The organism is Streptomyces sp. DG1A-41, from assembly GCF_037055355.1.
In the GTDB taxonomy this organism is placed as follows: domain Bacteria; phylum Actinomycetota; class Actinomycetes; order Streptomycetales; family Streptomycetaceae; genus Streptomyces.
Window position 1 is genome coordinate 3,656,195 of the sequence record NZ_CP146350.1, and the last position, 23,883, is coordinate 3,680,077.

The window sequence follows — 23,883 nt, forward strand, 5'->3', positions numbered from 1 at the left end:
ACGAAGCCTCAGCCCTTGAAGCGCGGGAAGGCGCTGCGGCCGGCGTACACCGCCGCGTCGTCGAGGATCTCCTCGATGCGCAGCAGCTGGTTGTACTTGGCGACGCGCTCGGAGCGGGCCGGGGCGCCGGTCTTGATCTGGCCGCAGTTGGTGGCGACCGCCAGGTCGGCGATGGTGACGTCCTCGGTCTCGCCGGAGCGGTGGGACATCATGCACTTGAAGCCGTTGCGCTGGGCCAGCTCGACGGCGTCCAGGGTCTCGGTCAGGGAGCCGATCTGGTTGACCTTGACCAGGAGCGCGTTGGCCGCGCCCTCCTCGATGCCGCGGGCGAGGCGCTCGGGGTTGGTGACGAACAGGTCGTCGCCGACGAGCTGGACCTTGTCACCGAGCTTGGCGGTGATGGTCTTCCAGCCCTCCCAGTCGTCCTCGAACAGCGGGTCCTCGATGGAGACGAGCGGGTACGCGTCGACGAGCTCCGCGTAGTACTCGGTCATCTCGGCCGCCGAGCGCTCCTTGCCCTCGAAGGTGTAGACGCCGTCCTTGTAGAACTCGGAGGCGGCGACGTCGAGCGCGAGGGCGATCTGCTCGCCGGGGGTGTAGCCGGCCTCGTTGATCGCCTCGAGGATGAGGTCGAGGGCCTCGCGGTTGGAGCCGAGGTTCGGGGCGAAGCCGCCCTCGTCGCCGAGGCCGGTGGCCAGGCCCTTGCTCTTCAGGACCTTCTTCAGCGTGTGGTAGACCTCGGCGCCCCAGCGCAGGGCCTCGGAGAAGGACTCCGCGCCGATCGGGGCGATCATGAACTCCTGGATGTCCACGTTGGAGTCGGCGTGCGAGCCGCCGTTCAGGATGTTCATCATCGGCACCGGCAGCAGGTGCGCGTTCGGGCCGCCCAGGTAGCGGAACAGCGGCAGGTCGCTGGCCTCGGAGGCGGCGTGGGCGACGGCGAGGGAGACGCCGAGGATGGCGTTGGCGCCGAGCGAGCCCTTGTTGTCGGTGGCGTCCAGGTCGAACATCGCCTGGTCGATCAGGCGCTGCTCGGTGGCGTCGTAGCCGACCAGCTCCGGGCCGATCTGCTCGATGACCGCGAGGACGGCCTTCTCCACACCCTTGCCGAGGTAGCGATTCGAGTCACCGTCGCGCAGCTCGATGGCCTCGAAGGCACCCGTGGAGGCGCCGGACGGGACGGCGGCACGACCGGTGCTGCCGTCGTCGAGGCCGACCTCGACCTCGACCGTGGGGTTGCCTCGGGAGTCCAGGATTTCCCGGGCTACGACGACGTCGATGGACGGCACGAGCATCTCCTTCTCGATGTGACGCGGGTACGCGGGCCCCTCGGGCCCTGCGCGGTGCGGGCCGCGGTGGCTCGCGACATGAGCCTAACCGGCTCCGGGCGATCGGCCACCGGGTCGCCCACCCCATGGACAGAACCGAGAGTAAATTGTTTCCGAACGGAACAAATCCGGATCGCAAAGAGGCAGAAAAACCCCGCCCCGGTGCGCACGGGGGGTGACGCACCGGGGCGGGGAGCCCGTGGGGACGGGGTCGGGCCGCCGCTTACTTCAGGTGCAGCTGCTGGCCCGGGTAGATGAGGTTGGCGTCCTGGACGATGTCCTTGTTCAGCTTGAACAGCTTCTCCCAGCCGCCCTCGACCTTGCGCTCGGTCGCGATGGAGCTGAGGGTGTCGCCCTTGACCACCTTGTACTCGCCATCACCCTTCTCGACCTTCTTGCCGGTCGGGGTGGTGACCGTCTTCTGGCTCTTCTGGGTCTGGGCCGGACGCTCGTCGGAGCGGGAGGCCGGCTGCTGCTCGGTCTCGCGGGTCTCCGTGGAGCCGCCGCTCTGCGCGGAGCCGCCACCGCTGTAGCCGGCGCTCGACAGGCCCTTGCCGCAGACAGGCCAGGCACCCTTGCCCTGGCTCGCGAGGACCTTCTCGGCGATCTCGATCTGCTGGGCCTTGGTGGCCTGGTCGGCGGTGGAGGCGTACTTGGTGCCGCCGTAGCCGGACCAGGTGGAGGCGGAGAACTGAAGACCGCCGTAGTAGCCGTTGCCGGTGTTGATGGACCAGTTGCCGCCGGACTCGCACTGGGCGACGGCGTCCCACTCGGAGGCGGTGGCGGCGGAGGCGTTGCCGGCCGCCATCAGCGGGGCGGCGACGGCGGCGCCGGCGACACCGGCGACGGCGATGGCACGGGTGGCCTTGGACGGACGACGGTGCTTGCCCTTGCCGGAAAACAGCATGAATGGATCCCCTCACCGACGCCTGCGAGGTGAGCTGTCGGGTTCGGGCCGGTTGAGTTGCCCGGCCGCGCCCCTCCCGGGACACGGCTTCACCCCAAGCCGGAACCTGCCGTCGAGTTGCCTCAACCGCCGGGCCCGGCACTTACCTTGGGTCCCCCGCTCCTGCCTACGGCGCTTGACGCGACGACTGTTCCCGTGCGGCCGCTGGCAGGATTCGGCGTTGCGGCAGCCGGGGCTCGCGGTGGCGAGCGGTCATGACCGTAGACATGCGATCGGCGGAATTTCAAAGACGATCAGGGCTTCTGAGATCTATCTCTCACCGCACTTATAAGCGACATTAGGCCCGAACGGTGTCGCGAACTCGCGCGGTTTCGCGGTGACTTCCGCCGCCGTTTCCGGACTGCCCCACCGGCTACTCCTCGCCCGCTTCGACCCCTACCGTGAGCTTCTGACCGGGGCGGATGAGGTTCGGGTCGGCGCCGACGGCCGCCTCGTTCCGGGCGTAGAGCGCGTGCCATCCACCGCTGAGGCCAAGGGAGTCGGCGATGGACCAGAGGCTGTCGCCGGAGCGGACGGTGTAGGAGCCGTCCGCCGCCTCGCGCGAGGCTTCGCCGCCGCGCGAGGCGTGCCGGCCGGCGGACCCGGACGTACGACCGTCCCCGGTCGCGGCGTCCCCGTCGGCGCTGGGGCCGCGGTGGCGGCCGGAGCCGGTGTCGGTCAGGGCCGAAGAGTCGTCGCTCTGCTGTGAGTTGTCAGACTTGTCACTCTCGTCGGTGGGCGAGGAGGAACTGTCGGGCTCCTGGTCCTGCGCCGAGGAATCGGCAGAATCAGATGACTTGTCGGACTTGACGGTTTCGTCCTCGGAGGTCGACGGCCCGTCAGGGGACGGCGACGTGGGCGAAGGGGACGACTCGGTGGAGTCGAGCAATCCGGGCGAGTCCGTCGCAGTCGACGAGTCGGACGTCCCCGAGTCCTTGTCCTGCTGGAGCCCGGAGAGCAGCCCGCAGGTGCGCCACGCCCCGACCCCCTGGTCGGCGAGGATTCTCTCGGCCACGGCTATCTGCTGGGAACGGCTGGCCAGGTCGGCGCTCGGGGCGTAGTCGAGGCCGCCGTGCTTCTCCCAGTCCTCCTGGGACAGCTGGAGGCCGCCGAAGTATCCGTTGCCGCTGTTCTGGCTCCAGGCGCCGCCGGTCTCGCAGTCCGCGACCCGGTCCCAGGTCGTGCCGTCGGCCGCGCTGGCACCGGAGGCTCCGAGGAGCGGGATCGCGATGGCGGAGCCGGTCACTCCGGCCGCGACGAGGAGAGCCGGAGCCTGGCGGGGGCGACGGTGCCGACCGTTCCCGGAGAGCATACGGAGACCTTTCGCGAGACAGCAGTGACCGACGCGGCGCGATGCCCGGGCCGCGTTGATGGGTGAACGTATCGGCAGACGATCACTTGTCACAAGTTCATGCCGCGCAGATCACGTGAAGATCACATTCCTGACGGCGTGTCACCTTGGGGCCGGGGCGTGAACTCCACCGGCAGCATCCGCAGCCCTCGCATGATGAGGCCGCCGCGCCATCTCAGCTCGGCCGGATCCACCGCGAGCCGCAGGTCCGGCAGACGGGTGAGGAGCGTGGCGAGCGCGGTCTGGCCCTCCAGGCGGGCGAGCGGAGCGCCGAGGCAGTAGTGGATGCCGTGGCCGTACCCGAGGTGCTGGTTGTCGCGGCGGGCGAGGTCGAGCACGTCCGGGTCGGCGAACCGCTCCGGATCCCGGTCCGCGGCGGCCAGGACGACGAGGACCGGGTCGCCTGGCGCGATGTGCTGCCCGCCGATGGTGAGCGGCTGCGTGGCGAACCGCCAGGTGGCGATTTCGACGGGGCCGTCGTAGCGCAGGAGCTCCTCGACGCCGGTCTCCAGGAGGCCGGTCTCTCCGGCGGCGAGGGACGCCTGGAGCCTTGCGCGCTGCCCGGGGTGGGTGAGCAGGGCGTAGGTGCCGTTGCCGATCAGGTTCACGGTCGTTTCGAACCCGGCGAACAGCAGGATGAAGGCCATGGCCGCGGCCTCGTTCTCGGTGAGGTGCTCACCGTGGTCGGAGGCGCGGATGAGACCGGAGATGAGGTCCTCGCCGGGGGTGGGCTCGGTGGGCAGCGCCTCCCGCTTGCGGTGGATGAGGTCGGCGAGGTAGCCGCGCATCTTCTTCACGGACCGCGCCACCCCGCCCCGGGGCCCGCCCTGGTGACGGATCATCATCCCCGCCCAGTCGCGGAAGTCGTCCTGGTCCTCGCGGGGGACGCCGAGCAGGTCGCAGATGGCGTAGATGGGGAGCGGGAAGGCGAACTCGTGGATGAGGTCGGCGGTCCCCTTCTCCGCGAACCCGTCGATGAGCCCGTCGGTGAGCTCCTGCACCCGCGGCGCGAACTCGGCGACACGGCGGGGCGTGAACGCCTTGGACACGAGCCGCCGCAGCCGGGTGTGGTCCGGCGGGTCGATGTTGAGCAGATGCGTCATCAGCTCGGCCTTGCGCTCACCGGGGATCCCGGTCTTGCCCTTGGCGTGCGCGGGTTCGTCGTGATGCGCCGGGTTCTTGGAGAGCCGGTGGTCGGCGAGCGTCTGCTTGGCGTCGGCGTACCGCGTGACCAGCCAGGCCTCCACACCGCTGGGCAGCTTGGTGCGGTGCACGGGGGCGTGCTCGCGGAGCCAGGCGTAGGCGGGGTAGGGGTCGGAGGCGAACTCCCACGAAAACAGTTCGGGCACCCCGGGCACTTCACTTTGCATGCCACGACCCTACGCAGCGTCCGGGGCGGCGCCGGCCGCCACGGTCAGAGGTCATCGCTGCTCTCGCCGCGTCGAGATCGAGGAGGACCGGGTGCTAAGGCGTGTTGATCGCGGAGAGCCTGCGGGTCGGGGCCGCGCCGGCCGGTGTCCCGCTGCGCGTCACGAAGACCGCCAGGGTGGAGGTGGAGGACGCGGCGGCGGGCAGCCGCAGCGGTGGACGTTCCTGGACTTCACCGCGGAGGAGGCCGATGCGGAGCGGCTGGCCGGGTGCCTGGCCCCGGACGGGGGCTGGTACGTCAACTACAACACCGCCGCCGAGGCGTTCGTGGTCTTCGCCGGTGTGAGGTCTTCCGCTGTCCGCGTGGCCAGAATCGACGCGGGCGGGCGGAGGGACGTCAGCGGGTTCCCACGCCCGCTCCCTCGGGATCCCCGAAACGCAGCTGGACTGGCGGGACTGACCCGCCGGGCAGCGCGTCACGGCCGTCCCTCTCAGCCCTCGGCCTCCCTGATCGCGTCCCGGTACGCGCGGGCCGCCGCCCTCAGGGCCGCCTCCGGGTCGACGCCCTCCGACTCCGCGCGGACCGCCAGGGCCAGCAGGTCGTAGCCGATGCCCTCGACGGGCGGGAGCGGTATGTCCAGGTTCGCTGTGCGGGCCCGGGACGCGAGCTTGGCGGCGAGGGCCAGGCCGGGCTGGCCGAGGGGGATGCCCTCGGTGATCGAGGTGCGCTGCTTCTCGACCGCCTTGGTGCGCAGCCAGTGCGCCTTGACCTCCTCGGGCGAGCTGGCCGTCTCGTCGCCGAAGACATGCGGGTGGCGGTGGATCAGCTTGGCGACGATGCCGGCGGCGACGTCGTCGATGGAGAAGGGAGCGTCCAGGTCCTCTTCGGCGATCCGGGCGTGGAAGACGACCTGGAGGAGGACGTCACCGAGCTCCTCGCGCAGTTCGCCGCGGTCGCCCTCCTCGATCGCCTCGACGAGTTCGTACGCCTCCTCGATGCCGTACTTGGCCAGGCCCTTGTGGGTCTGCTGGGACGACCACGGGCACTCGGCGCGGATGCGGTCCATGACCTGGACGAGATCGAGCAGGCGGGCGCCCGGCAGGTCATAGGAGGCGGGCAGCAGCTCCAGCTCGGGCATGGCGACGCGGCCGGTGCCGGCGAGGCGGGCCAGGCCGTCCGTCAGGGCCGGCTCGCCCTCGCCCGTCGCCACGACGACCACCGTGCGGCCGCCGGCGCAGGCGTCGACCAGTTCCTGGGCCGTCGGGGACGCCTCGTCGACGGTTATCCCCGCCTCGCGCAGATACGGCAGCTGCGGGTGCGCGCCGTCCGCGCACAGCACCTGGTCGGCCGCGTGCAGTGCCTGCCAGGCGGGCCAGGACAGCAGGCCGGGGGCGACGCGGTGGCTGGTGGTGAGCAGGACGATGCGGCCGGGGGCGGCGGTGCCGGCCGTTCCGGGGGCGGCCTGCTCGGGTCGCGGTGTGGCTTCGGGGCTGTTGGCGTTCACGATTCGAAGCTATCCCACGCCGCCGACAGTCCCCGAAGTTATCCACAGGCCCGTTGGCCCCACAGACCCGTTGTCCACAGACCCGTTGTCCACAGACCCGTTGTCCACAGGCCCGTGCACGGGGTGCCCCTACATGCCCTGCTGCGTCTGGGCCGCCGACACGTCCCGCACCCACGGCGTCTTCGCGTCGGCGCGGCTGCTCTTCTGGACGTCCCAGGTGCCGTAGCGCGGGTTGAGGTCGACGTTCAGGTCCTTGGAGGCCTCGGACAGGGCCTTCCAGAACTCGGGACGGTCGGTGGCGGTGCCGAGTTTCCGGGCGAGCTTCTGGGCCTCCAGCTGGAGGCGGAGGTTCTCTTCGAGCCGCTGCGGCGGGATGCCGTACTGCTGGAGCCAGGTCGTCTCCAGTTCCTTGGCGCCGCCGGCCTGCTCCTCCAGGCCGGACCGCATCTCCTGGATCTCCCTGCGGGTGACGGTCACACCGGCGTCGGCGGCGGCGCGGTGCAGCACCCGGTCGAGGACCATGGTGTGCAGGGTGTCGCGGGTGAGCGTGCCCGTCCCGGCGATGGCCTGCTGGTACTGGGCGTCGTTCCGCACGGCCGCCCGCTGGGCCGCGCGTACCTCGCCGACCCGCTCCTCCAGCTGGGAGACGGTGATCCGCTGGCCGCCCACCACGGCCGCCGCGCCGGGATGCGCGTCGTTGCCGCAGGCGGTGAGGAGGGGCGCCGCGGCGGCGATCGCGGCGGTGAGGACGAGCGCGGTGCGACGGCGGCGGTGCAAGGAGACCTCCCGAGGAGATTGTGCGACGGTGCACAAGGTCTTGCGGTGATCGATGGTAGGCAGTGGCTGAGCTCTGGCCAACCCATTCGACCAACGATTCACCAGGACTTCCGGCACCGCCGCGCGGGCCGGGCCGGGAGGGGAGCGGCGTCCGGGGGGCGGCGCGGTTCCCCTCCCGGGGTTTCCGGGTCCCGGGTGCGGTCAGGGCTCCCGGCGGTCCTGGACCCGGATCGCCGCCGCCAGCAGCCCGGCGGCGAGGACGGTGACGTAGAGGCCCGCCGCGTAGGGACCGCCGGGGAAGGGCGTCCCGCCGGGCTGTCCCTGGAAGTCGCTGAGCGCGATGAAGGGCAGTCAGGCACCGATGTCGACGCTGAGCAGCCATTCGCCCGCGGCGCCCAGCGCGGGTTCGGCCAGCAGTGACCACACCAGCACGACCGCCACGGTCGCGCCTCCGCTCTTGAGCAGCAGCCCGACCGCGAGACCGATGACCGCGTGATCGCGAACGCCACGGGGACGGTGAGGAGCTGGCGCCAGTCGAGTCCGGAGTCCGGGGTGAGCCGCGCGGTGGGCTCCGCCAGCGCTGCCACGGCGAGGCCACCGGCCATGAGGACCGCCCCGGCGAGTGCGGCGAGCCCGGCGACGACCGCCGCCTTGCCCGTCAGCAGCCGGTGCCAGGACGGCACGGCCAGCCGGGAGGCCCAGATCGTGCCGGTGCGGAACTCCATGGTGGCCGAACGGGCGGCGAAGACCATATATCGAGATGCTGCGGCAGCCGCTGATGTCCGATGTGCGGTCGGCGTGGGCGGAGATGCACCAGGCCGGCTGGGACGAGCGCAGGTTCCACGCGCTGCGTGAGGCGGGGCACAGCCTCCTGGCCGGCGGCCGTGCCCACGAGGCGGCGGAGACCGCGACGTTCCTGGTGTCCTGGGAACCGCTCGACGAGCCGAGCCATCTGCTGCTCATGCGGGCCTTCGTGGAGATCGGCGCCCCCAGCAGGGCCGCCGAGCTCTTCCGGGACCTACGGCGCCGGCTGCGCGGAGAGCTGGGCGTCGAGCCCGCTCCCGAACTCGCCGCGGTGGCGGGCCAGCCGCCTACGGGACGTAAGGGAGCCTTGTGGCAGGCCCGCCACGGGTCACAGAGGATGCCGCATCCACACGTTGGGCTCGACGTACACCGCGTACCCGCGGTCCAGCTCGCAGCGCACCGGCACCAAGGCGCCGGGCACCTCGATGTCGCCCTGGGTGTCGAAGGGCAGCCCCGTCCAGCGGCGCCAGTCCGCCAGTGAGGCGGCCACCGTCATGGACGCCGGTGCCACGGAGTCGATGGTGGCACCGGCCCGGGCATGGACCCGCAGCCACGGGTCCTGGGGCAGCCCGTCGGGGCGGACGCGGTGGGCGTACTCCTCGATGGGCGTGTGCGGTTCCAGGTGCTTGGCGCTGGGGCGGACCGGGGCTACGACCTCCCGGAAGCCGCGCGCCCGGGCGTTGTCGCGCATGGCCGAGAGCATCAGCGCGGACAGGCCACGGCCCTGGGCCTGCGGGGCGACGGAGACCGAGATCGCGCTGACGGTGTCGGGGCGGGCCCCGCGACGCAGATCGGAGAACGCCCACACGACAACCGTGTCCCAGCCGTTCGCGGGCAGTCGGCCACGGCCCTCGGCCTCCAGGGCGAAGGGCACGCTGTAGGCGTTCGCGACGACCTCGCCCTGCTCGTCCTCGGCGAACAGGACGTACTCCGGGAGTTCGGTGGCAAGGCGCGGGAAGTGTGCGGCACCCACGAGGTCCTGGATCGCGAACTCCGGCCAGCTGTCCGCCATCCCGACGACGCGCTCCAGCATGTCCGGGCGGTCGGCCAGGCTCGATATCTTCGACTGCATGCGCTCACGGTAGGTGTGAGGCCGCTCTCCCGGCACCGAATTACCGCGTGGGGACACGATCCACCCCTCGGGGAGACCTGGCTCCGCGCGCTGCGATCACCATGACGACGGTGGACAACAGGGCGATGCCGGCGCCGACATAGAGCGGTGACGTGTAGCCGAGGCCCGCGGTGATGGCCACGCCTCCGAGCCAGGCGCCGAGGGCGTTGCCGACGTTGGACGCGGACACGTTGGCGCTGGCGGCCAGTGCCGCTCCGTGCGCGAAGTCGGTGACACGCGTGATCATCCCGGGCACGCTGGCGAACCCGGTCACCCCCATCACGAACACCAGGACGACCGAGGCGGTCGCGCTGCCGGCCAGCAGCCCGAACGAGGCCAGGGTGAGGGTGAGTCCGAACAGGGCGAGGACCAGGGCACGGTCACGGTCGCGGTCGGCCGCGCGCCCGCCGACCAGGTTCCCGACGACCAGGCCGACGCCGTACACCATCAGCAGCCAGGCGACATCCGCCGAGGCGAAGCCGCTGACCTCGGTGAACGTGTAGGCGATGTAACTGAACGCGCCGAACATCCCGCCGTAGCTGAGCGCGGTCGCCGCCAGCGTCAGCCAGACCTGCCAGGACCGGAACGCCCGCAACTGCGCCCGCAGGCCGCTGGGGGAGCTGGGTCCGACTCGTCGGGCCCGGTGACCGACCGACCCGGTATGGGATCCGTTCCTGTTCCCGGCCGGACCCGGCCCGCCCACGCGGGCACCAACGCGGCGATTCCCGCCAGCGCGAGCACGCCGATCGCGGTGACCGCCCAGAACGCCGCCCTCCAGCCCCAGCGTTCACCGACCAGCGCGCCGAACGGCACGCCCAGCACGTTCGCGACCGTCAGCCCGGCGAACATGACCGCCACGGCCTGGGACTTCTTCTCCGGGGCGACCAGACTGCGCGCGACCAGCGAGCCGATGCCGAAGAACGAACCGTGGCACAACGCCGCGACGATGCGCCCGAGCAGCATCACCGGGTAGTTCGGCGCGATGGCGGAGAGCAGGTTGCCGATGACGAACAGCGCCACCAGGCCGACCAGGACCTGCTTGCGAGGCAGCCGTGCGGTCGCCGCGGTCAGCGCGATCGCGCCCACCGCGACGCTCAGCGCGTACCCCGAGATCAGCCAGCCCGCGGCCGCCTCGGACACCGCGAAACTCGACGCCACCTGCGGCAGCAGCCCGGCGATGAGGAACTCGGTCAGACCGATACCGAACCCGCCGAGTGCCAGCGCGACGAGTCCACTCGGCATCCGTCACTCTCCGATCGGGCGGCTCACGTCACTCGTTCAGTGACCTCACCCGTCACCTCAGCACAGCTGACAGGAGTTTGGAAAGGGCTTTCTGGCCGAGCGGCAGCCGCACCGGCGGCCCGATGCCGCTTCAGCCCCCGCACTGCTCCAGCATCATCCGCTTGTCCGCCGCCGTGACGGGGAGCTCGTACTTCAGCGACACCTGGGCGAAGCGCACCGAATAGGCGCAGCGGATCCGCTTGTTCGGCGGCAGCCAGGACGCCGGACCGGAGTCGCCCTTCGAGCCGTTGGTCCGCCCGTCCACCGGGACGAGGTTGAGCGGGTCGTTCGCGATGGCCTCCCGCTTGTCCTCCGTCCAGCGCGAGGCGCCCATCTGCCAGTCGTAGGACAGCGGCATGACGTGGTCTATCTGGACCTCCGTCGCACGGGACTTGGTCCACTCGATGACCTTCCCGGTGTACGGGTCGTGCAGCGTCAGTGCCATGACGACGCAGTCCGAGCCCGACCGGAAGCGAAGGTCCTCCCCGTCACGCTTCAGGACGTCGTTGCGCGAGTCGCACCCGTTGCGGGCGAAGGGGACATCGGCCGGTGCCGAATCCATCCAGGCGTAGCCGAACTTGTCCCGTTCGTAGCCCGTCCTGGGGCCGCGCCCCTTCGTCCCCACCTTCTCGATCAAGGCACGGGCCCTCGCCTTGTCCTCGGTGGACGTGATCGCCGCCAGGCCCGGCTTCGTGCCGTCCGGGTTGTCCAGCGGGTTCACGGCTCGTCCGTCGCCGGCCGTGGGGACGCCGGAGCCCGAGGGGCCACCGCCGTCCGATGGCTCGGTCAGGCCTTCGCAGCCGGCCAGCACAGCGCACATCACCGCGACGGCCAGTGCCGCCCCGCCCCTCAGACGCCTCACTGTGCGCCCCTCCCCTGCTCGCCTGTTCCGCCACCGCACGGGCGGTCTGTGCCTCCCCCACCGTAGCGAGGGAGAGGTACAGACCACACCCGGACTGAACGGGCGTTCCTCGCATACCGCGCGTATCGTCGGTTCTGAGCCAACTCCGGAAGGAGCTCTGAATGGGCATCTTCGACAAGTTCAAGAGCCAGGCGCGGAACAAGGGCAAGCGAGGCTCCGACTCCGCGGACCAGAAGATGAACGAGAGGACCGGCGGCCAGTACGAGGACCAGATCGACGCCGGGCAGCGGCGGGTCGAGGGACAGCTCGGCATGGATCGTGACCGCGAACGGCCCGACCAGCAGTAAGGCCTCCGGACATCAGAGGCCGTCCGCGGGGAGGCCACCAGGACGCACCTCCTGCGGGCGGCTTCGCATGCACCGACGACGCCTGGGAGAGTCGGGCGGATGCGCCGCGGCCCGAGCGGGCCTTCGCACCCCCGCCGGATCAGACCTTGCCTATCCCCAACGTCGTCTCCCGGGGCAGCAGTCCCGACGCCAGGACCGCGACCCAGAAGTCGCCCAGCAGTCCGGCGAGACGGTCGACGCCCTCCGGGCCGAGCAACTGCCAGGGCCCGGCGGCAAGTCGGTCGGTGTGCCGCTCCACTCGGTCACGCAGGTCGCGGCCCGCTTCCGTGGCCCCGCCGTCCGCGTCGACCAGGCCCCTGCCGGCCAGACGGTCGCGCGCGGCAGCCCATTCCCCTGAGCTCCACCCACGGCTCTCGAAGCGCTCCACCGGCGCGGCGCCTATCGCGGCGAAGGAGACGAGCGCCTCCACCGGATCCAGGCCGGCCACGAGCAGGGCCGCGAGGTGGCCGTCGCCTCGGTGCTCGCGCAGGATCGTCGCCGCGTGCCACAACTCCAGGTGCGGGGCCGTGGGCCAGTCGAGCGCGGCGTTGGCCGCGGCGAGCGGGCGGCCAGCCGTGTCCGCCACCTCCGCCGCACGCCGGGCGAGCGCGGCTGCTTCCGCCAGTGCGGGGCTGTCCACCTGGTCGCCGAACAGCTCCCGGTAGGCCCGGTCGACCGCCCGCGCCCTCGCCTCGAGGACCGCTTCAGGGCTCGCGATCCTCCAGGCGGGCTCCACATACTCGGCGACCATGCGAGGACTGAAGCTGTAGAAGGCGGAGGCCACCCGCTCCGGGCCGGCCTCCCTCAACGGGGCGGCGCGGTAGGGGAAGTAGCTGGGCCAGCGCTCCCGGGTGCCGTACCCGAGGACGGCCGCCTCCTCGAAGGCCTCCGGCGCGTAGTACAACACCGCGTGCAGGGGCTCCAGCAGGTGCCACATCTGCCGTACGCGAGCCGGCTCCATGCCGCCGTCCCGCGTCACCGCGTCTCCGTCGATCTCGCCGACATGTTCCGGCATGACACCTCCACGCACTCGCGTCCGGTCCCGTCACACTTGACCGCCGCGACTCCCACCGCGTCGCGTTCGGCCCAGGCACTCAACTTGACACTGACAAGATTGCTCCGTCGACCCCGAACTTGTCAATGCCTAGATGCGGCGTACGCTCCTGACCATGAGCCCCAGCAAGCCATCAGCGACCGAGAAGGGCCCCAGCGGCCGCCCGTACCACCACGGCGACCTGCGCCGTGCCATCCTCACCGCCGCCCTCGACGCCATCGCGACGGACGGTCCGTCCGGACTGAGTCTGCGCGACCTGGCCCGCCGCGCGGGCGTCTCGCACGCCGCACCCGCCCACCACTTCAAGGACCGCGCCGGACTGCTCACGGCGATCGCCGCCGAGGGCTTCGGGCTGCTCGCGACCACGCTCAGGGCGGCGGCGGACCTTCAGGAGGCGGGTGTGCGCTACGTACGTTTCGCGCGTGAGCATCCGGCGCACTTCCAGGTGATGTTCGCGCCCGAACTGCTGCGCACCGGCGACCTGGAACTGACCACGGCACGCGCCCTCGCCTCGGACGCCCTGCGCGAGGCCGTCACGGCGGTGCCCCCGGAAGGCCGCGGCACGGACGCCCGACTCGCCAGCGTCGCCGCCTGGTCCCTGGCCCACGGCTTCGCCACGCTGCTGCTCGGTCACAACCTGGACGACCCGGTCGGCGACCAGGACCCCGAGGACGTGTTCCGCAAGCTGGCGCGGATGCTGTTCCGCCACACCGGGTAGCCGTCGCTCGCCGCCCTCGTGCCACACGGGCGTGACCTCGACACGCGCGCTTGACCTTGACACTGACGTCAGGGTCCGACGATCCCCGCATGGCATCCCCATCCAGGCATCCGAAGACCCCGCGAACCGTGCTCGTCACCGGCGCCGGTACCGGCATCGGCCGTGCCACCGCCCGCGCGTTCGCCGACGCCGGCGCACACGTCGTGGCGGTGGGCCGCCGTGAGGAACTCCTCGCCGAGACCGCCGCTCACGACCCGGGCCGCATCAGCCCGCTCGTCGCCGACATCACGGCCGACGACGGCCCCGAGAGCATCGTCCGTACGGCACTCGACCGGCACGGCCGCCTCGACGTACTCGTGAACAACGCGGGCATCGTCAACACCCAGTCCCTGCGCACCTACACGCGTGCCGCCGTGGAGCCCCAGCTCGCGACGAATCTCCTCGCTCCCGTCCTGCTCGTGCAGGCCGCGCTCCCGGCGCTCGAGGACAGCCGGGGCGTCATCGTGAACGTGACGACGTCCGTCGGGCAGCGCGCCTGGCCCGGCAACTCCCTCTACGCGGCCGGGAAAGCGGCCCTGGAGGTGCTCACGCGCAGTTGGGCGGTCGAGCTGGCCCCGCTCGGGATCCGGGTCGCCGCCGTGGCACCGGGCGCGATCGACACACCGATCGGCGAACACGCGGGCCACACCCCGGAGCAGCAGGCCGCGATCCGCGCGTGGCAGCTCGGGCACACGCCGCTCGGCCGGGTCGGACGGCCCGAGGAGGTGGCGTGGGCGATCACGCGACTGGCCTCGCCGCAGGCCTCGTTCGTCACCGGCGTGATCCTTCCGGTGGACGGCGGCGCGGTCGTCGCATGAGACTGACGCGCATGGCGGAACGACGTATGCGGATCGGTGAACTCGCCGAGGCGACCGGTACGACACCGCGCGCCCTGCGCCACTACGAGCAGGCGGGGCTCATCACCTCCGAGCGCGCCGGGAACGGCTATCGCCTGTACGACGCCGGTACGGCCGTCCGCGTCCGCAACGTCCGCCGTCTGCTGGACGTGGGCCTGACGCTCGACGACGTACGGGTGTTCCTGCCGTGCCTGGACGGCGACGTCACGGCCGGGCCCGCCTCCGAGGAGGCGCTCCGGGTGGCCGCAGGCCGTCTCGCGGTGCTGGACGCGCGCATCGCCGCGCAGGTCGCTGTCCGTGACCGGCTGGCGGCGGCCCTGCGTCAGGCCACCGGCGACGACCTCACACAGCCGGCGGCGCTGCGCCGAGCCACCGGCGACCACGCACAGCCGACAGCGCTGCGCCGAGCCACCGGCGACGACGCACAACCAGCGACACCGCGCGAGGCCACAGGCGCACGCGTGCGACCGGTGGCCTGACAGAACTTCAGCGGGCCTGAGTCAGGACCCCAGCACCGACGTCAGGAACTCCCCGACCCACGCCAGCAGATCGCGCCCGACCAGCGGCTTCCCGCCGACCTTCGCGGTCTTCGGGCGCGGCACCAGCACCTGGTGCACCGCCGGCTTGATGACGACCCCGGGGTACAGCCGCTTGACCCGCAGCTCCTGCGACTCGCGCAACTCCACTGGCGCGAAGCGGATGTTGGTGCCCTGGAGCACGATCTCGCCGACGCCGCACGCCCGTGCGAGCATCCGCAGACCGGCCACGAGCAGCAGGTTCTCCACGGGTTCGGGCAGCTTGCCGTAGCGGTCGACGAGTTCCTCGCGTACGGCCTTGATGTCCTCCTCCGTGTTGGCGGAGGCGATGGCGCGGTACGCCTGGAGCCTGAGCCGCTCGCCCGGCGCGTAGTCGTGCGGGACGTGCGCGTCGACGGGCAGCTCGATCTTGACCTCGAGCGGCGGCTCCTCCTCGATCTCGCCGGTCTCCAGCTGGCGGCGGTAGTCGGCGACGGCTTCGCCGACCATGCGCACGTACAGGTCGAAGCCGACGCCCGCGATGTGGCCGGACTGCTCGCCGCCGAGCAGGTTGCCCGCGCCGCGGATCTCCAGGTCCTTCATGGCCACGTACATGCCGGCGCCCATCTCCGTGTGCTGGGCGATGGTCGCGAGCCGCTCGTGCGCGGTCTCGGTCAGCGGCTTCTCCGGCGGGTAGAGGAAGTACGCGTACCCGCGCTCGCGGCCGCGGCCCACCCGGCCGCGCAGCTGGTGCAGCTGGGACAGGCCGAAGGTGTCGCCGCGCTCGACGATGAGGGTGTTGGCGTTGGAGATGTCGATGCCGGACTCCACGATGGTCGTGGACACCAGCACGTCGAATTTCTTCTCCCAGAAGTCGACGACGACCTGCTCCAGCGCCTGCTCGGACATCTGGCCGTGGGCGGTGGCGATGCGCGCCTCGGGGACGATCTCGCGCAGCCGGGCGGCGGCCCTGTCGATCGACTCGACGCGGTTGTGGATGTAGAAGACCTGCCCCTCGCGCAGCAGTTCGCGGCGGATGGCGGCGCCGATCTGCTTCTCCTCGTAGGGGCCGACGAAGGTCAGCACCGGGTGCCGTTCCTCCGGAGGCGTCGTGATCGTGGACATCTCGCGGATGCCGGTCACCGCCATCTCCAGCGTCCTGGGGATCGGGGTGGCGGACATGGTCAGCACGTCGACGTTCGCACGGAGCTTCTTCAGCTGCTCCTTGTGCTCGACGCCGAAGCGCTGTTCCTCGTCGACGATGACCAGGCCCAGGTCCTTGAACTTGGTCTCGGACGAGAACAGGCGGTGGGTGCCGATGACGATGTCCACCGAGCCCTCGCGCAGGCCTTCCAGGACGGCCTTGGCCTCGGTGTCGGTCTGGAAGCGGGACAGCGCCTTCACGGTCACGGGGAACTGGGCGTACCGCTCGCTGAACGTCCCGAAGTGCTGCTGCACCAGCAGTGTCGTGGGCACCAGGACGGCCACCTGCTTGCCGTCCTGGACGGCCTTGAAGGCGGCCCGGACCGCGATCTCGGTCTTGCCGTAGCCGACGTCGCCGCAGATCAGGCGGTCCATCGGGACCGACTTCTCCATGTCCTCCTTGACCTCGGCGATGGTGGTGAGCTGGTCGGGCGTCTCCGCGTAGGGGAAGGCGTCCTCCAGTTCGCGCTGCCAGGGGGTGTCGGTGCCGAAGGCGTAGCCGGGGGCCGCCATGCGGGCGCTGTAGAGCTTGATGAGGTCGGCCGCGATCTCCTTGACGGCCTTCTTCGCGCGGGCCTTGGTCTTCGTCCAGTCGGCGCCGCCGAGGCGGTGCAGGGTGGGGGCCTCGCCGCCGACGTACTTGGTGATCTGCTCCAGCTGGTCGGTGGGGATGTAGAGGCGGTCGCCGGGCTGGCCGCGCTTGGCGGGGGCGTACTCGACGACCAGGTACTCGCGGGTCGCGCCCTGCACGGTGCGCTGGACCATCTCGATGTAGCGGCCGACGCCGTGCTGCTCGTGGACGATGTAGTCGCCCGGCTCCAGGGTGAGCGGGTCGATGGTCTTGCGGCGGCGGGCCGGCATCCGGGCGCCGTCGCGGCCCGCCGCCCGCTGGCCCGTCAGGTCCGTCTCGGTCAAGACGGCGAGTTCGAGGGCCGGGTCGACGAAGCCGTGCTCGATCGAGCCGCACGCCACGTGCACGACCGACGGGGAGATCTCGTCGAGGTCGGCGTCGAGGCGGGCGGCGATGCCCTCGCCGCCCAGCACCTCGACCGTGCGGGCCGCCGGGCCGTGGGCCTCGGTGACGAACACCGCGCGCCAGCCGTCGGCGAGCCAGCCCTTGGTATCGGCGAGGGCCTTGGCGGTGTCCCCGCGGTAGGTCTCCGGGGCGTGCATGCCGAGCTTGAGCGTGTCCGCGTCGAGCTCTTCGTCCGCTGCGAAGGGCGACACCGACCACCACATCATGTCCAGCTCGCGGGCCCGGTCCCGGACGTCGGCGATGGACCACAGGGAGGCCGCGCCGACGTCGATTGGCGCCTCCCCGCCGCCGGCGGTGGCCGCCCAGGAGGCCTGCAGGAACTCCTGCGACGTGGCCACCAGGTCCGACGCGCGCGTGCGGACCCGCTCCGGGTCGCACACGACGGCCATGGCGCCCTTGGGCAGCACGTCGAGCAGCAGCTCCATCTCGTCGACCAGGACCGGCGCGAGGGACTCCATGCCCTCCACCGCGATCCCCTCGGCGATCTTGCCGAGCAGTTCACCGAGCTCGGGGTGCTCCTCGGCCAGGGCTCGCGCACGCGCGCGGACGTCCTCGGTGAGCAGCAGCTCGCGGCACGGCGGCGCCCACAGGCCGTGCTCGGCGACTTCGAGGGAGCGCTGGTCGGCGACCTTGAAGTAGCGGATCTCCTCGACGTCGTCGCCCCAGAACTCGATGCGCAGGGGATGTTCCTCGGTGGGCGGGAACACGTCGAGGATGCCGCCGCGGACGGCGAACTCACCGCGCTTCTCCACGAGCTCCACGCGCGCGTACGCGGCGGCCGCCAGGGCCTCGACGATCTCGCCGAGGTCGGCACTCTGCCCCGTCCTCAGGGCGACCGGCTCCAGGTCGCCGAGGCCCTTGACCTGCGGCTGGAGCACGGACCGCACGGGCGCCACGACGACGGAGACCGGGCCGGTCTCGGGGTCGTCGGGGCGGGGGTGGGCCAGGCGGCGCAGCACGGCCAGGCGGCGGCCGACGGTGTCGCTGCGGGGGCTGAGCCGCTCGTGCGGGAGCGTCTCCCAGGACGGGTACTCCACGACCCCCTCCGGCGGGAGGAGGGAGCGCAGGGCCGCGGCCAGGTCCTCCGCCTCGCGGCCCGTCGCCGTCACCGCCAGCACCGGACGGCCCGTGTCGCGGGCCAGGGCGGCGACCGCGAAGGGGCGGGCCGCAGGGGGGCCGACCAGGTCGACGTGCATGCGGTTGCCGTCTGCGGCCGCGCTGATCGCTTCCGCGAGGGCGGCGTCCTTGACTACGGCGTCGAGCAGACCGTGCAGGCTCATTCGGGGCTTTTTCCGTCCAGAGGTGGGCAGGGGCGGGCAACACGACGGGCCCGACGCGCGCAGCGGGCCGGGGTCTCCAGCGTACGACGACGCACGCCCGCGCGGCGGGGCTGTGGACAACGCCCGATCGTCGCGAGGCCCGCCCGGCCGCCTGCCCCCATATACGGCTGGACAAGATATACGGCTGGACAAGAACGGAACCAGCTGCCCAATCTTCACAACTTCACCTCCAACCGTCGATTTCGCCACGGCATGATCGGTCCGGTCCCCCGAGCGATACCCCCCACCCGTAAGGCCCGGCATGCCTGCCCCCACCCTCCAGGCCGCAGAGGCCCACATACCGACGCCGGTCGCCCCTCCACGCGGCGACCGGCACCCGGACCGCGCGCGCCGGGACCCCTGGATCCTCGCCGCCGTCCTCTTCGCCGCCTACGCGGCCGTCTCCGTCAGCCGTTTCCGGCACATGACGACCCTCTCCTGGGACCTGGGCATCTTCGAGCAGGTCGTGCGGGCGTACACGCATCTGCGGGCGCCGGTGTCCGATCTCAAGGGGCCGGGTTTCAACATCCTGGGCGACCACTTCAGCCCGGTGACGGCCCTGCTCGCGCCGGCCTACCGGCTGTTTCCCTCACCGGTCACGCTGCTGGTCGCCCAGGCCGCGCTCTTCGCCCTGTCCGCCGTACCGGTCACCCGCGCCGCCGCCCGGCTCCTCGGCCGTCGTCGCGGTCTCGCCCTCGGCCTCGCCTACGGACTGTCCTGGGGCGTGCAGCGTGCCGTCGACTTCGACTTCCACGAGATCTGCTTCGCCGTCCCGCTGATCGCCTTCTCCCTGGAGGCCCTGCTCGCGGACCGCCGGGGCGCGGCCCTGTGCTGGGCGCTTCCCCTGGTGCTGGTGAAGGAGGACCTGGGGCTGACGCTGGCCGCGATCGCGCTCGTCGTCGCCTGGCGGGCGCGCGGCTCGTCGCCCCGGACGGTTCGGTACGGGCTCGGTGCCGCCGTGTTCGGCGTGGCGGCGACGGTGCTCGTCCTCACCGTGGTCATCCCGTCGTTCAACACCTCCGGGACCTACGACTACTGGAACAAGGTCAGCGACTCGGGCAGCCCCCTCGACGGCCTCGACACCAAGCTCCGCACCCTCGCCTGGCTGCTGATCCCCACCACCGGGCTGCTCGCCCTGCGTTCCCCGCTGATGCTGGTGGCCCTGCCGACGCTCGGCTGGCGCTTCCTGTCCGGAGACGATCACTACTGGGGCACCGACTGGCACTACAGCGCGGTCCTGATGCCGGTCGTCTTCCTCGCCCTCGCCGACGCCCTCACGACCGTGCGCCACAGTCCGCGCCCGTGGCTGAGCTCGTACGCCGCCCAGCTGCCGGCCGCCGTCGCCGCGGCGGGCCTGGCGCTGACCACCTCGCTGCCGCTGGCGCAGCTCACGGAGGCCGGGATCTACCGCAAGCCCGCCGCGGTGTCCGGCGTCGAACGGCTCCTGGAGCGGATCCCCGACGGCGCCACCGTCGAGGCCAACATCGGCCCGATCAGCCGCCTGACCTCGCGCTGCCGGGTCTTCTGGCTCGGCAACACCCGGGGCGTCACTCCGCAGTACGTCGCCCTGGAGAACGTCGACGGCGAGTACCGCGACCCCGTGGGCTACGCCCGGAAGCTGCACCCCGGCGCCGAGTACGCCATCGCGGGCAACGCCAACGGGTACGTGGTCCTGGAGCGGCTGACGGCGGGCTGATACCGGCACACCCTGTCGAGCACCGGGCCCGCCCCGGAGGCGCAAACCTCCGGGGGCGGGCCCGTCCTCCGCAACCCCCGTGTGCGGTGGTCTCTGGCCGGCTACTCGGTCGCGATCGCGTTCAGGACGTTCATCCGGCCCGCCCGGAACGCCGGGATGAGTGCCGCGAACAGACCCACGAACGCCGAGCCGATGAAGACGCCGATGATCGTCGGCCAGGGGATCTCCAGGGCTCCCAGGCCCTCCAGGGCGAGGAGCTGCTGTGCGGTGGCGCCCCAGCCCATGCCCAGTCCGAGGCCCAGCAGGGCGCCGAAGAGGGCGATGACGACCGACTCCATGCGGATCATGCGGCGCAGCTGACGGCGGGAGAGGCCGATCGCCCGCATCAGGCCGATCTCCCGGGTGCGCTCCACCACCGACAGGGCCAGGGTGTTCACCACGCCCAGGATGGCGACGATGATCGCCAGGGCCAGCAGGCCGTAGATCATGTTGAGCAGCTGGCCGATCTGGTCCTTCAGGGCCTCCTTGTAGTCGGTCTGGTCGCGCACGGTGTACTGCGGGTAGTCGTGCAGCGCCGACTTCAGGGACTTGTAGGCGGCGTCCTGCTGCCCGTCCTTGGCGCTGGCGAAGAGCAGCGAGTCCAGCGGCATCTTGTCGGCGGGGACGTACTTGGCCATCGTGGCGATGGACGTGTACATCGCGCCCGCGTCGATCACGACGTCACTGCTGGTGATCGCCCGGACCGTCAGGTCGGCCGTGGCGCCGTCCTTGAAGGCAACCTTGATCTTGGAGCCGAGGCTGATGCCGTGGTCCTCGGCGAACTTCTCGTGCACGGACATCGAGTCGGGCTCGTAGGCGTCCGGGAGCTTGCCGGCGACCGTCTCGGTGCGCAGGTCGGTCGCGTACGAGGGGTCGGCCGCCGTGATCGCCGTGCCCCCCAGCGTTTCGCCGTCGGGGGTGGTGAAGTCGGCCTTGGTCCACTTGTACTCGGTGACCCGCTCCACGGCCTGCGCCGACTTCGCGGCCTTGACCGCCTGCGGGGTGATCAGCTGGCCGCTGTCGGACTGGACGATGAAGTCCGTGCCGACGGTCTTGTCGAGCTGGTCGGTGGCGGACGCCACCATGGAGGAGCCGACCACGGACAGGCACGCCACCAGCGCGAGGCCGATCATCAGCGCGGCGCCCGTCGCGCCGGTGCGGCGCGGGTTGCGCAGGGCGTTGCGCTCGGCCATGCGGCCGACGGGGCCGAACATGCGCAGCAGGACGGCGCCGAGGACGCGGACCACACCGCCGGCGAGCAGCGGGCCGATGATGACGAAGCCGATCAGCGAGAGCACCACGCCGAGGCCGAGCCACAGCGAGCCCTCCTGTGCCTTGTCGGCCGCCGCCGCCAGGTACAGGCCGAAGACGCCGGCTCCGGTGAGGACCGTGCCGATCACCCCGCGGATCCAGCCGGCCTTGGCGTCCGCGGGGGCTCCCGCGTCGCGCAATGCGGCCATCGGGGAGATCTTGCCGGCGCGCCGGGCGGGCAGGTAGGCGGCCAGGACGGTGACGACCACGCCGAGGACGAGGCCGACCACCGGGGTCGTCCAGGCCACCGTCAGGTCGTCGGTGGACAGCTCCATGCCCATCTGGCCCATGAGCTTCATCAGGCCGACCGCGAGGCCGACGCCCGCGCCCACGCCGAGCACCGATCCGACGACGCCGAGCAGCAGCGCCTCGGCCAGCACGGAGCGGTTGACCTGCTTGCGGGAGGAGCCGATCGCCCGCATCAGGCCGATCTCGCGGGTGCGCTGGGCGACCAGCATGGAGAAGGTGTTGATGATCAGGAAGATGCCGACGAGGAAGGCGATACCGGCGAAGCCGAGCATCGCGTACTTCATGACGTTCATGAAGCCCTCGACGTCCTTCTGGTTGGCGTCGGCGGTCTCCTCGGCGGTCTTCACCTGGAAGCCGGTGCCCAGCTCCGCCGCGACGTTCTTCTTCAGCTGCGCGTCGCTGACGCCGGAGGCCGCGGTGACGTTGACGTTGGTGTAGACGCCCATCTCGCCGACCAGGGTCTGCTGGGCGGTCTTCGTGTCGAGGTAGAAGATCGCTGCGCCGGGGTTGGTGACGGTGAAGTCGGCGATGCCGGAGATCTTCGCGTGGTGGGTGCCGACGGCGCTGATCACGCCGATCTCGTCCCCGAGCTTCAGGTCGTGCTTGTCGGCGGTGTCGGCGTCGACCATGATCGCGTCGGGGCCCTTGGGCGCCGCACCGGAGGTGATCTTCATGGTGCGGGCTTCGCTGGCGTTCCAGCTGCCGACGATGGTCGGGGCACCGCTGGAGGGCGACAGGTTGTCCTTGTCGGCGTCGACGACCGTCACCGAGGTGGAGAACACCGTGCCCTCGGCCGACTTCACACCGTCGGCCTTGCGCACCTCGCTGAGCACGGAGGCCGGCATGACCGGCGGCTTGCCGTTGTCGGCGGTCGTCTCACCGCTGTCGGAGGCGCCCTTGGCGCTCACCGTCACGTCCGAGGAGGTGGCCGCGAAGAGCTTGTCGAACGTCGTGGACATGGTGTCCGTGAAGACGAGCGTCCCGCAGACGAAGCCCACCGACAGCAGGACGGCGATCGCCGACAGCGCCATGCGTCCCTTGTGCGCGAAGAAGTTGCGCAGGGAGGTCTTCATGACGGTCATGACGTGCGCCCCCGGGCGTCGAAGTCCTTCATGCGGTCGAGGACGGCCTCCGCCGTCGGCTTGAACATCTCGTCGACGATGCGGCCGTCGGCGAGGTACAGCACACGGTCCGCGTAACTGGCGGCGACCGGGTCGTGGGTGACCATCACGATGGTCTGGCCCAGTTCGTCGACCGAACGGCGCAGGAAGCCGAGGACCTCGGCGCCGGCGCGCGAGTCGAGGTTTCCGGTCGGCTCGTCCCCGAAGATGATCTCGGGCCGGGCCGCCAGCGCCCGCGCCACGGCGACGCGCTGCTGCTGGCCGCCGGAGAGCTGGGTGGGCCGGTGCTTGAGACGGTCGGCGAGCCCGACGGTCTCCACGACCCGCGCCAGCCACTGCTTGTCCGGCTTACGGCCCGCGATGTCCATGGGCAGCGTGATGTTCTCGATGGCGTTCAGCGTCGGCAGCAGATTGAACGCCTGGAAGATGAACCCGACCCGGTCCCGGCGCAACTGCGTGAGCTTCTTGTCCTTCAGGCCGGTGATCTCGGTCTCGTCGAGGTAGATCTGCCCGCTGGTGACGGTGTCGAGCCCGGCGAGGCAGTGCATGAGCGTGGACTTGCCGGACCCCGAGGGACCCATGATCGCGGTGAACTGGCCGCGTGCGATGTCCACGTCGACGTGGTCGAGGGCGACGACGCGGGTCTCACCGGTCCCGTACGCCTTCACGACCTGCCGCGCCCGCGCGGCAACGGCCGTACGCCCTCCAGTACCCCCGTGCCTGGGAATGGTCACAGCCGAAGTCACGGTATGTCTCCTATATCGGTCAGCAGATGGTGAAGGCAGTCGCCTGGTCGACGGCCGCGGCGTGCGCTGCCGGACCACTGGGTCCGTCCGACGCGTTTCAGTCTCGCGGCGGGGAGGGGTCCCGCGCCCTGGTGCTCAGCGCAGTCTTTTCCTGTGGAAAACCCCACCCCCGCCGGTGTGCAAAACCGCCCCCCGGCGGCATAAAGCCAGGTTAAGGACCGACCCCTGCGCGTCTCGTCCTCCGTCGGTACGAACCCTCCC

General features: G+C 71.3%; 18 protein-coding genes, 1 pseudogene and 1 riboswitch. Of the genes and pseudogenes, 5 read left to right on the forward strand and 14 right to left on the reverse strand.

The genetic code is table 11. The features are described 5' to 3' along the window. Positions 1–8 precede the first annotated feature (8 nt). The 10 genes from eno to V8690_RS16855 form a co-directional block, all read right to left on the reverse strand. Positions 9–1,289: a phosphopyruvate hydratase gene (gene eno, locus V8690_RS16810; protein ID WP_128092713.1), complete on the reverse strand. Its 1,281-nt coding sequence runs from the start codon at positions 1,287–1,289 to the stop codon at positions 9–11. Between the two features lie 262 nt (positions 1,290–1,551). Then, complete coding sequence (locus tag V8690_RS16815) at positions 1,552–2,235, reverse strand: transglycosylase family protein (protein ID WP_338779717.1); 684 nt, start codon at positions 2,233–2,235, stop codon at positions 1,552–1,554. A gap of 4 nt (positions 2,236–2,239) precedes the next feature. Continuing rightward, a riboswitch (cyclic di-AMP (ydaO/yuaA leader) is annotated at positions 2,240–2,419 on the reverse strand. Positions 2,420–2,647: 228 nt separating this feature from the next. Beyond that, entirely contained in the window at positions 2,648–3,586 is a 939-nt protein-coding gene (locus tag V8690_RS16820; RefSeq protein WP_338779719.1) for a transglycosylase family protein, read from the reverse strand. Positions 3,587–3,708: 122 nt separating this feature from the next. Then, positions 3,709–4,995: a cytochrome P450 gene (locus tag V8690_RS16825; RefSeq protein ID WP_338779721.1), complete on the reverse strand. Its 1,287-nt coding sequence runs from the start codon at positions 4,993–4,995 to the stop codon at positions 3,709–3,711. Between the two features lie 489 nt (positions 4,996–5,484). Further along, the gene (locus tag V8690_RS16830) at positions 5,485–6,498 is read right to left on the reverse strand and encodes a nucleoside triphosphate pyrophosphohydrolase (RefSeq protein ID WP_338779723.1); all 1,014 of its coding nucleotides are present in this window, start codon (positions 6,496–6,498) and stop codon (positions 5,485–5,487) included. Between the two features lie 129 nt (positions 6,499–6,627). After that, entirely contained in the window at positions 6,628–7,275 is a 648-nt protein-coding gene (locus V8690_RS16835) for a SurA N-terminal domain-containing protein (protein WP_338779725.1), read from the reverse strand. 1,132 nt (positions 7,276–8,407) lie between these two features. Further along, entirely contained in the window at positions 8,408–9,151 is a 744-nt protein-coding gene (locus V8690_RS16840) for an N-acetyltransferase (RefSeq protein ID WP_338779727.1), read from the reverse strand. Positions 9,152–9,191: 40 nt separating this feature from the next. Further along, positions 9,192–9,785: an MFS transporter gene (locus V8690_RS16845; protein WP_338779729.1), complete on the reverse strand. Its 594-nt coding sequence runs from the start codon at positions 9,783–9,785 to the stop codon at positions 9,192–9,194. Then, the gene (locus tag V8690_RS16850; RefSeq protein ID WP_338779731.1) at positions 9,752–10,432 is read right to left on the reverse strand and encodes an MFS transporter; all 681 of its coding nucleotides are present in this window, start codon (positions 10,430–10,432) and stop codon (positions 9,752–9,754) included. The genes V8690_RS16845 and V8690_RS16850 overlap by 34 nt, the downstream gene beginning before the upstream one ends. Positions 10,433–10,562: 130 nt before the next feature. Further along, positions 10,563–11,333, reverse strand: a complete 771-nt coding sequence (locus V8690_RS16855; protein ID WP_338779733.1) for an HNH endonuclease family protein — start codon at positions 11,331–11,333, stop codon at positions 10,563–10,565. A gap of 161 nt (positions 11,334–11,494) precedes the next feature. Between V8690_RS16855 and V8690_RS16860 the strand changes: the two genes are divergently transcribed. Continuing rightward, on the forward strand, positions 11,495–11,680 hold the full coding sequence (locus V8690_RS16860; protein WP_338779734.1) for an Rv0909 family putative TA system antitoxin: 186 nt from the start codon (positions 11,495–11,497) through the stop codon (positions 11,678–11,680). A gap of 139 nt (positions 11,681–11,819) precedes the next feature. Here the strand turns inward: V8690_RS16860 and V8690_RS16865 are convergent, their stop codons facing one another. Then, positions 11,820–12,680 carry a hypothetical protein gene (locus V8690_RS16865; protein WP_338785381.1) on the reverse strand — a complete coding sequence of 287 codons (861 nt, stop codon included), beginning with the start codon at positions 12,678–12,680 and terminating at the stop codon, positions 11,820–11,822. Positions 12,681–12,888: 208 nt separating this feature from the next. On the opposite strand from V8690_RS16865, the gene V8690_RS16870 reads away from it, so the two are divergent. The 3 genes and pseudogenes from V8690_RS16870 to V8690_RS16880 form a co-directional block, all read left to right on the forward strand. Next, entirely contained in the window at positions 12,889–13,491 is a 603-nt protein-coding gene (locus tag V8690_RS16870) for a TetR/AcrR family transcriptional regulator (protein ID WP_338779737.1), read from the forward strand. 89 nt (positions 13,492–13,580) lie between these two features. Beyond that, entirely contained in the window at positions 13,581–14,348 is a 768-nt protein-coding gene (locus tag V8690_RS16875; RefSeq protein WP_338779739.1) for an SDR family oxidoreductase, read from the forward strand. 26 nt (positions 14,349–14,374) lie between these two features. After that, positions 14,375–14,746 (forward strand): annotated as a pseudogene (locus tag V8690_RS16880) (MerR family transcriptional regulator); the annotation flags it as partial. A 141-nt stretch (positions 14,747–14,887) separates the two neighbouring features. Here V8690_RS16880 and mfd read toward each other — a convergent pair. Further along, positions 14,888–18,421, reverse strand: coding sequence for a transcription-repair coupling factor (gene mfd, locus V8690_RS16885; RefSeq protein ID WP_338779741.1), 3,534 nt, complete (start codon positions 18,419–18,421; stop codon positions 14,888–14,890). A gap of 301 nt (positions 18,422–18,722) precedes the next feature. On the opposite strand from mfd, the gene V8690_RS16890 reads away from it, so the two are divergent. Continuing rightward, positions 18,723–20,156 carry a DUF2079 domain-containing protein gene (locus V8690_RS16890; RefSeq protein WP_338779743.1) on the forward strand — a complete coding sequence of 478 codons (1,434 nt, stop codon included), beginning with the start codon at positions 18,723–18,725 and terminating at the stop codon, positions 20,154–20,156. Positions 20,157–20,257: 101 nt separating this feature from the next. Here the strand turns inward: V8690_RS16890 and V8690_RS16895 are convergent, their stop codons facing one another. Continuing rightward, positions 20,258–22,837 (reverse strand): FtsX-like permease family protein, encoded by a 2,580-nt coding sequence (locus tag V8690_RS16895; protein WP_338779745.1) that lies wholly within the window; start codon positions 22,835–22,837, stop codon positions 20,258–20,260. Further along, positions 22,834–23,622, reverse strand: coding sequence for an ABC transporter ATP-binding protein (locus V8690_RS16900; protein WP_338779747.1), 789 nt, complete (start codon positions 23,620–23,622; stop codon positions 22,834–22,836). Before V8690_RS16900 ends, V8690_RS16895 begins: the two co-directional genes overlap by 4 nt. Positions 23,623–23,883: the final 261 nt, after the last annotated feature.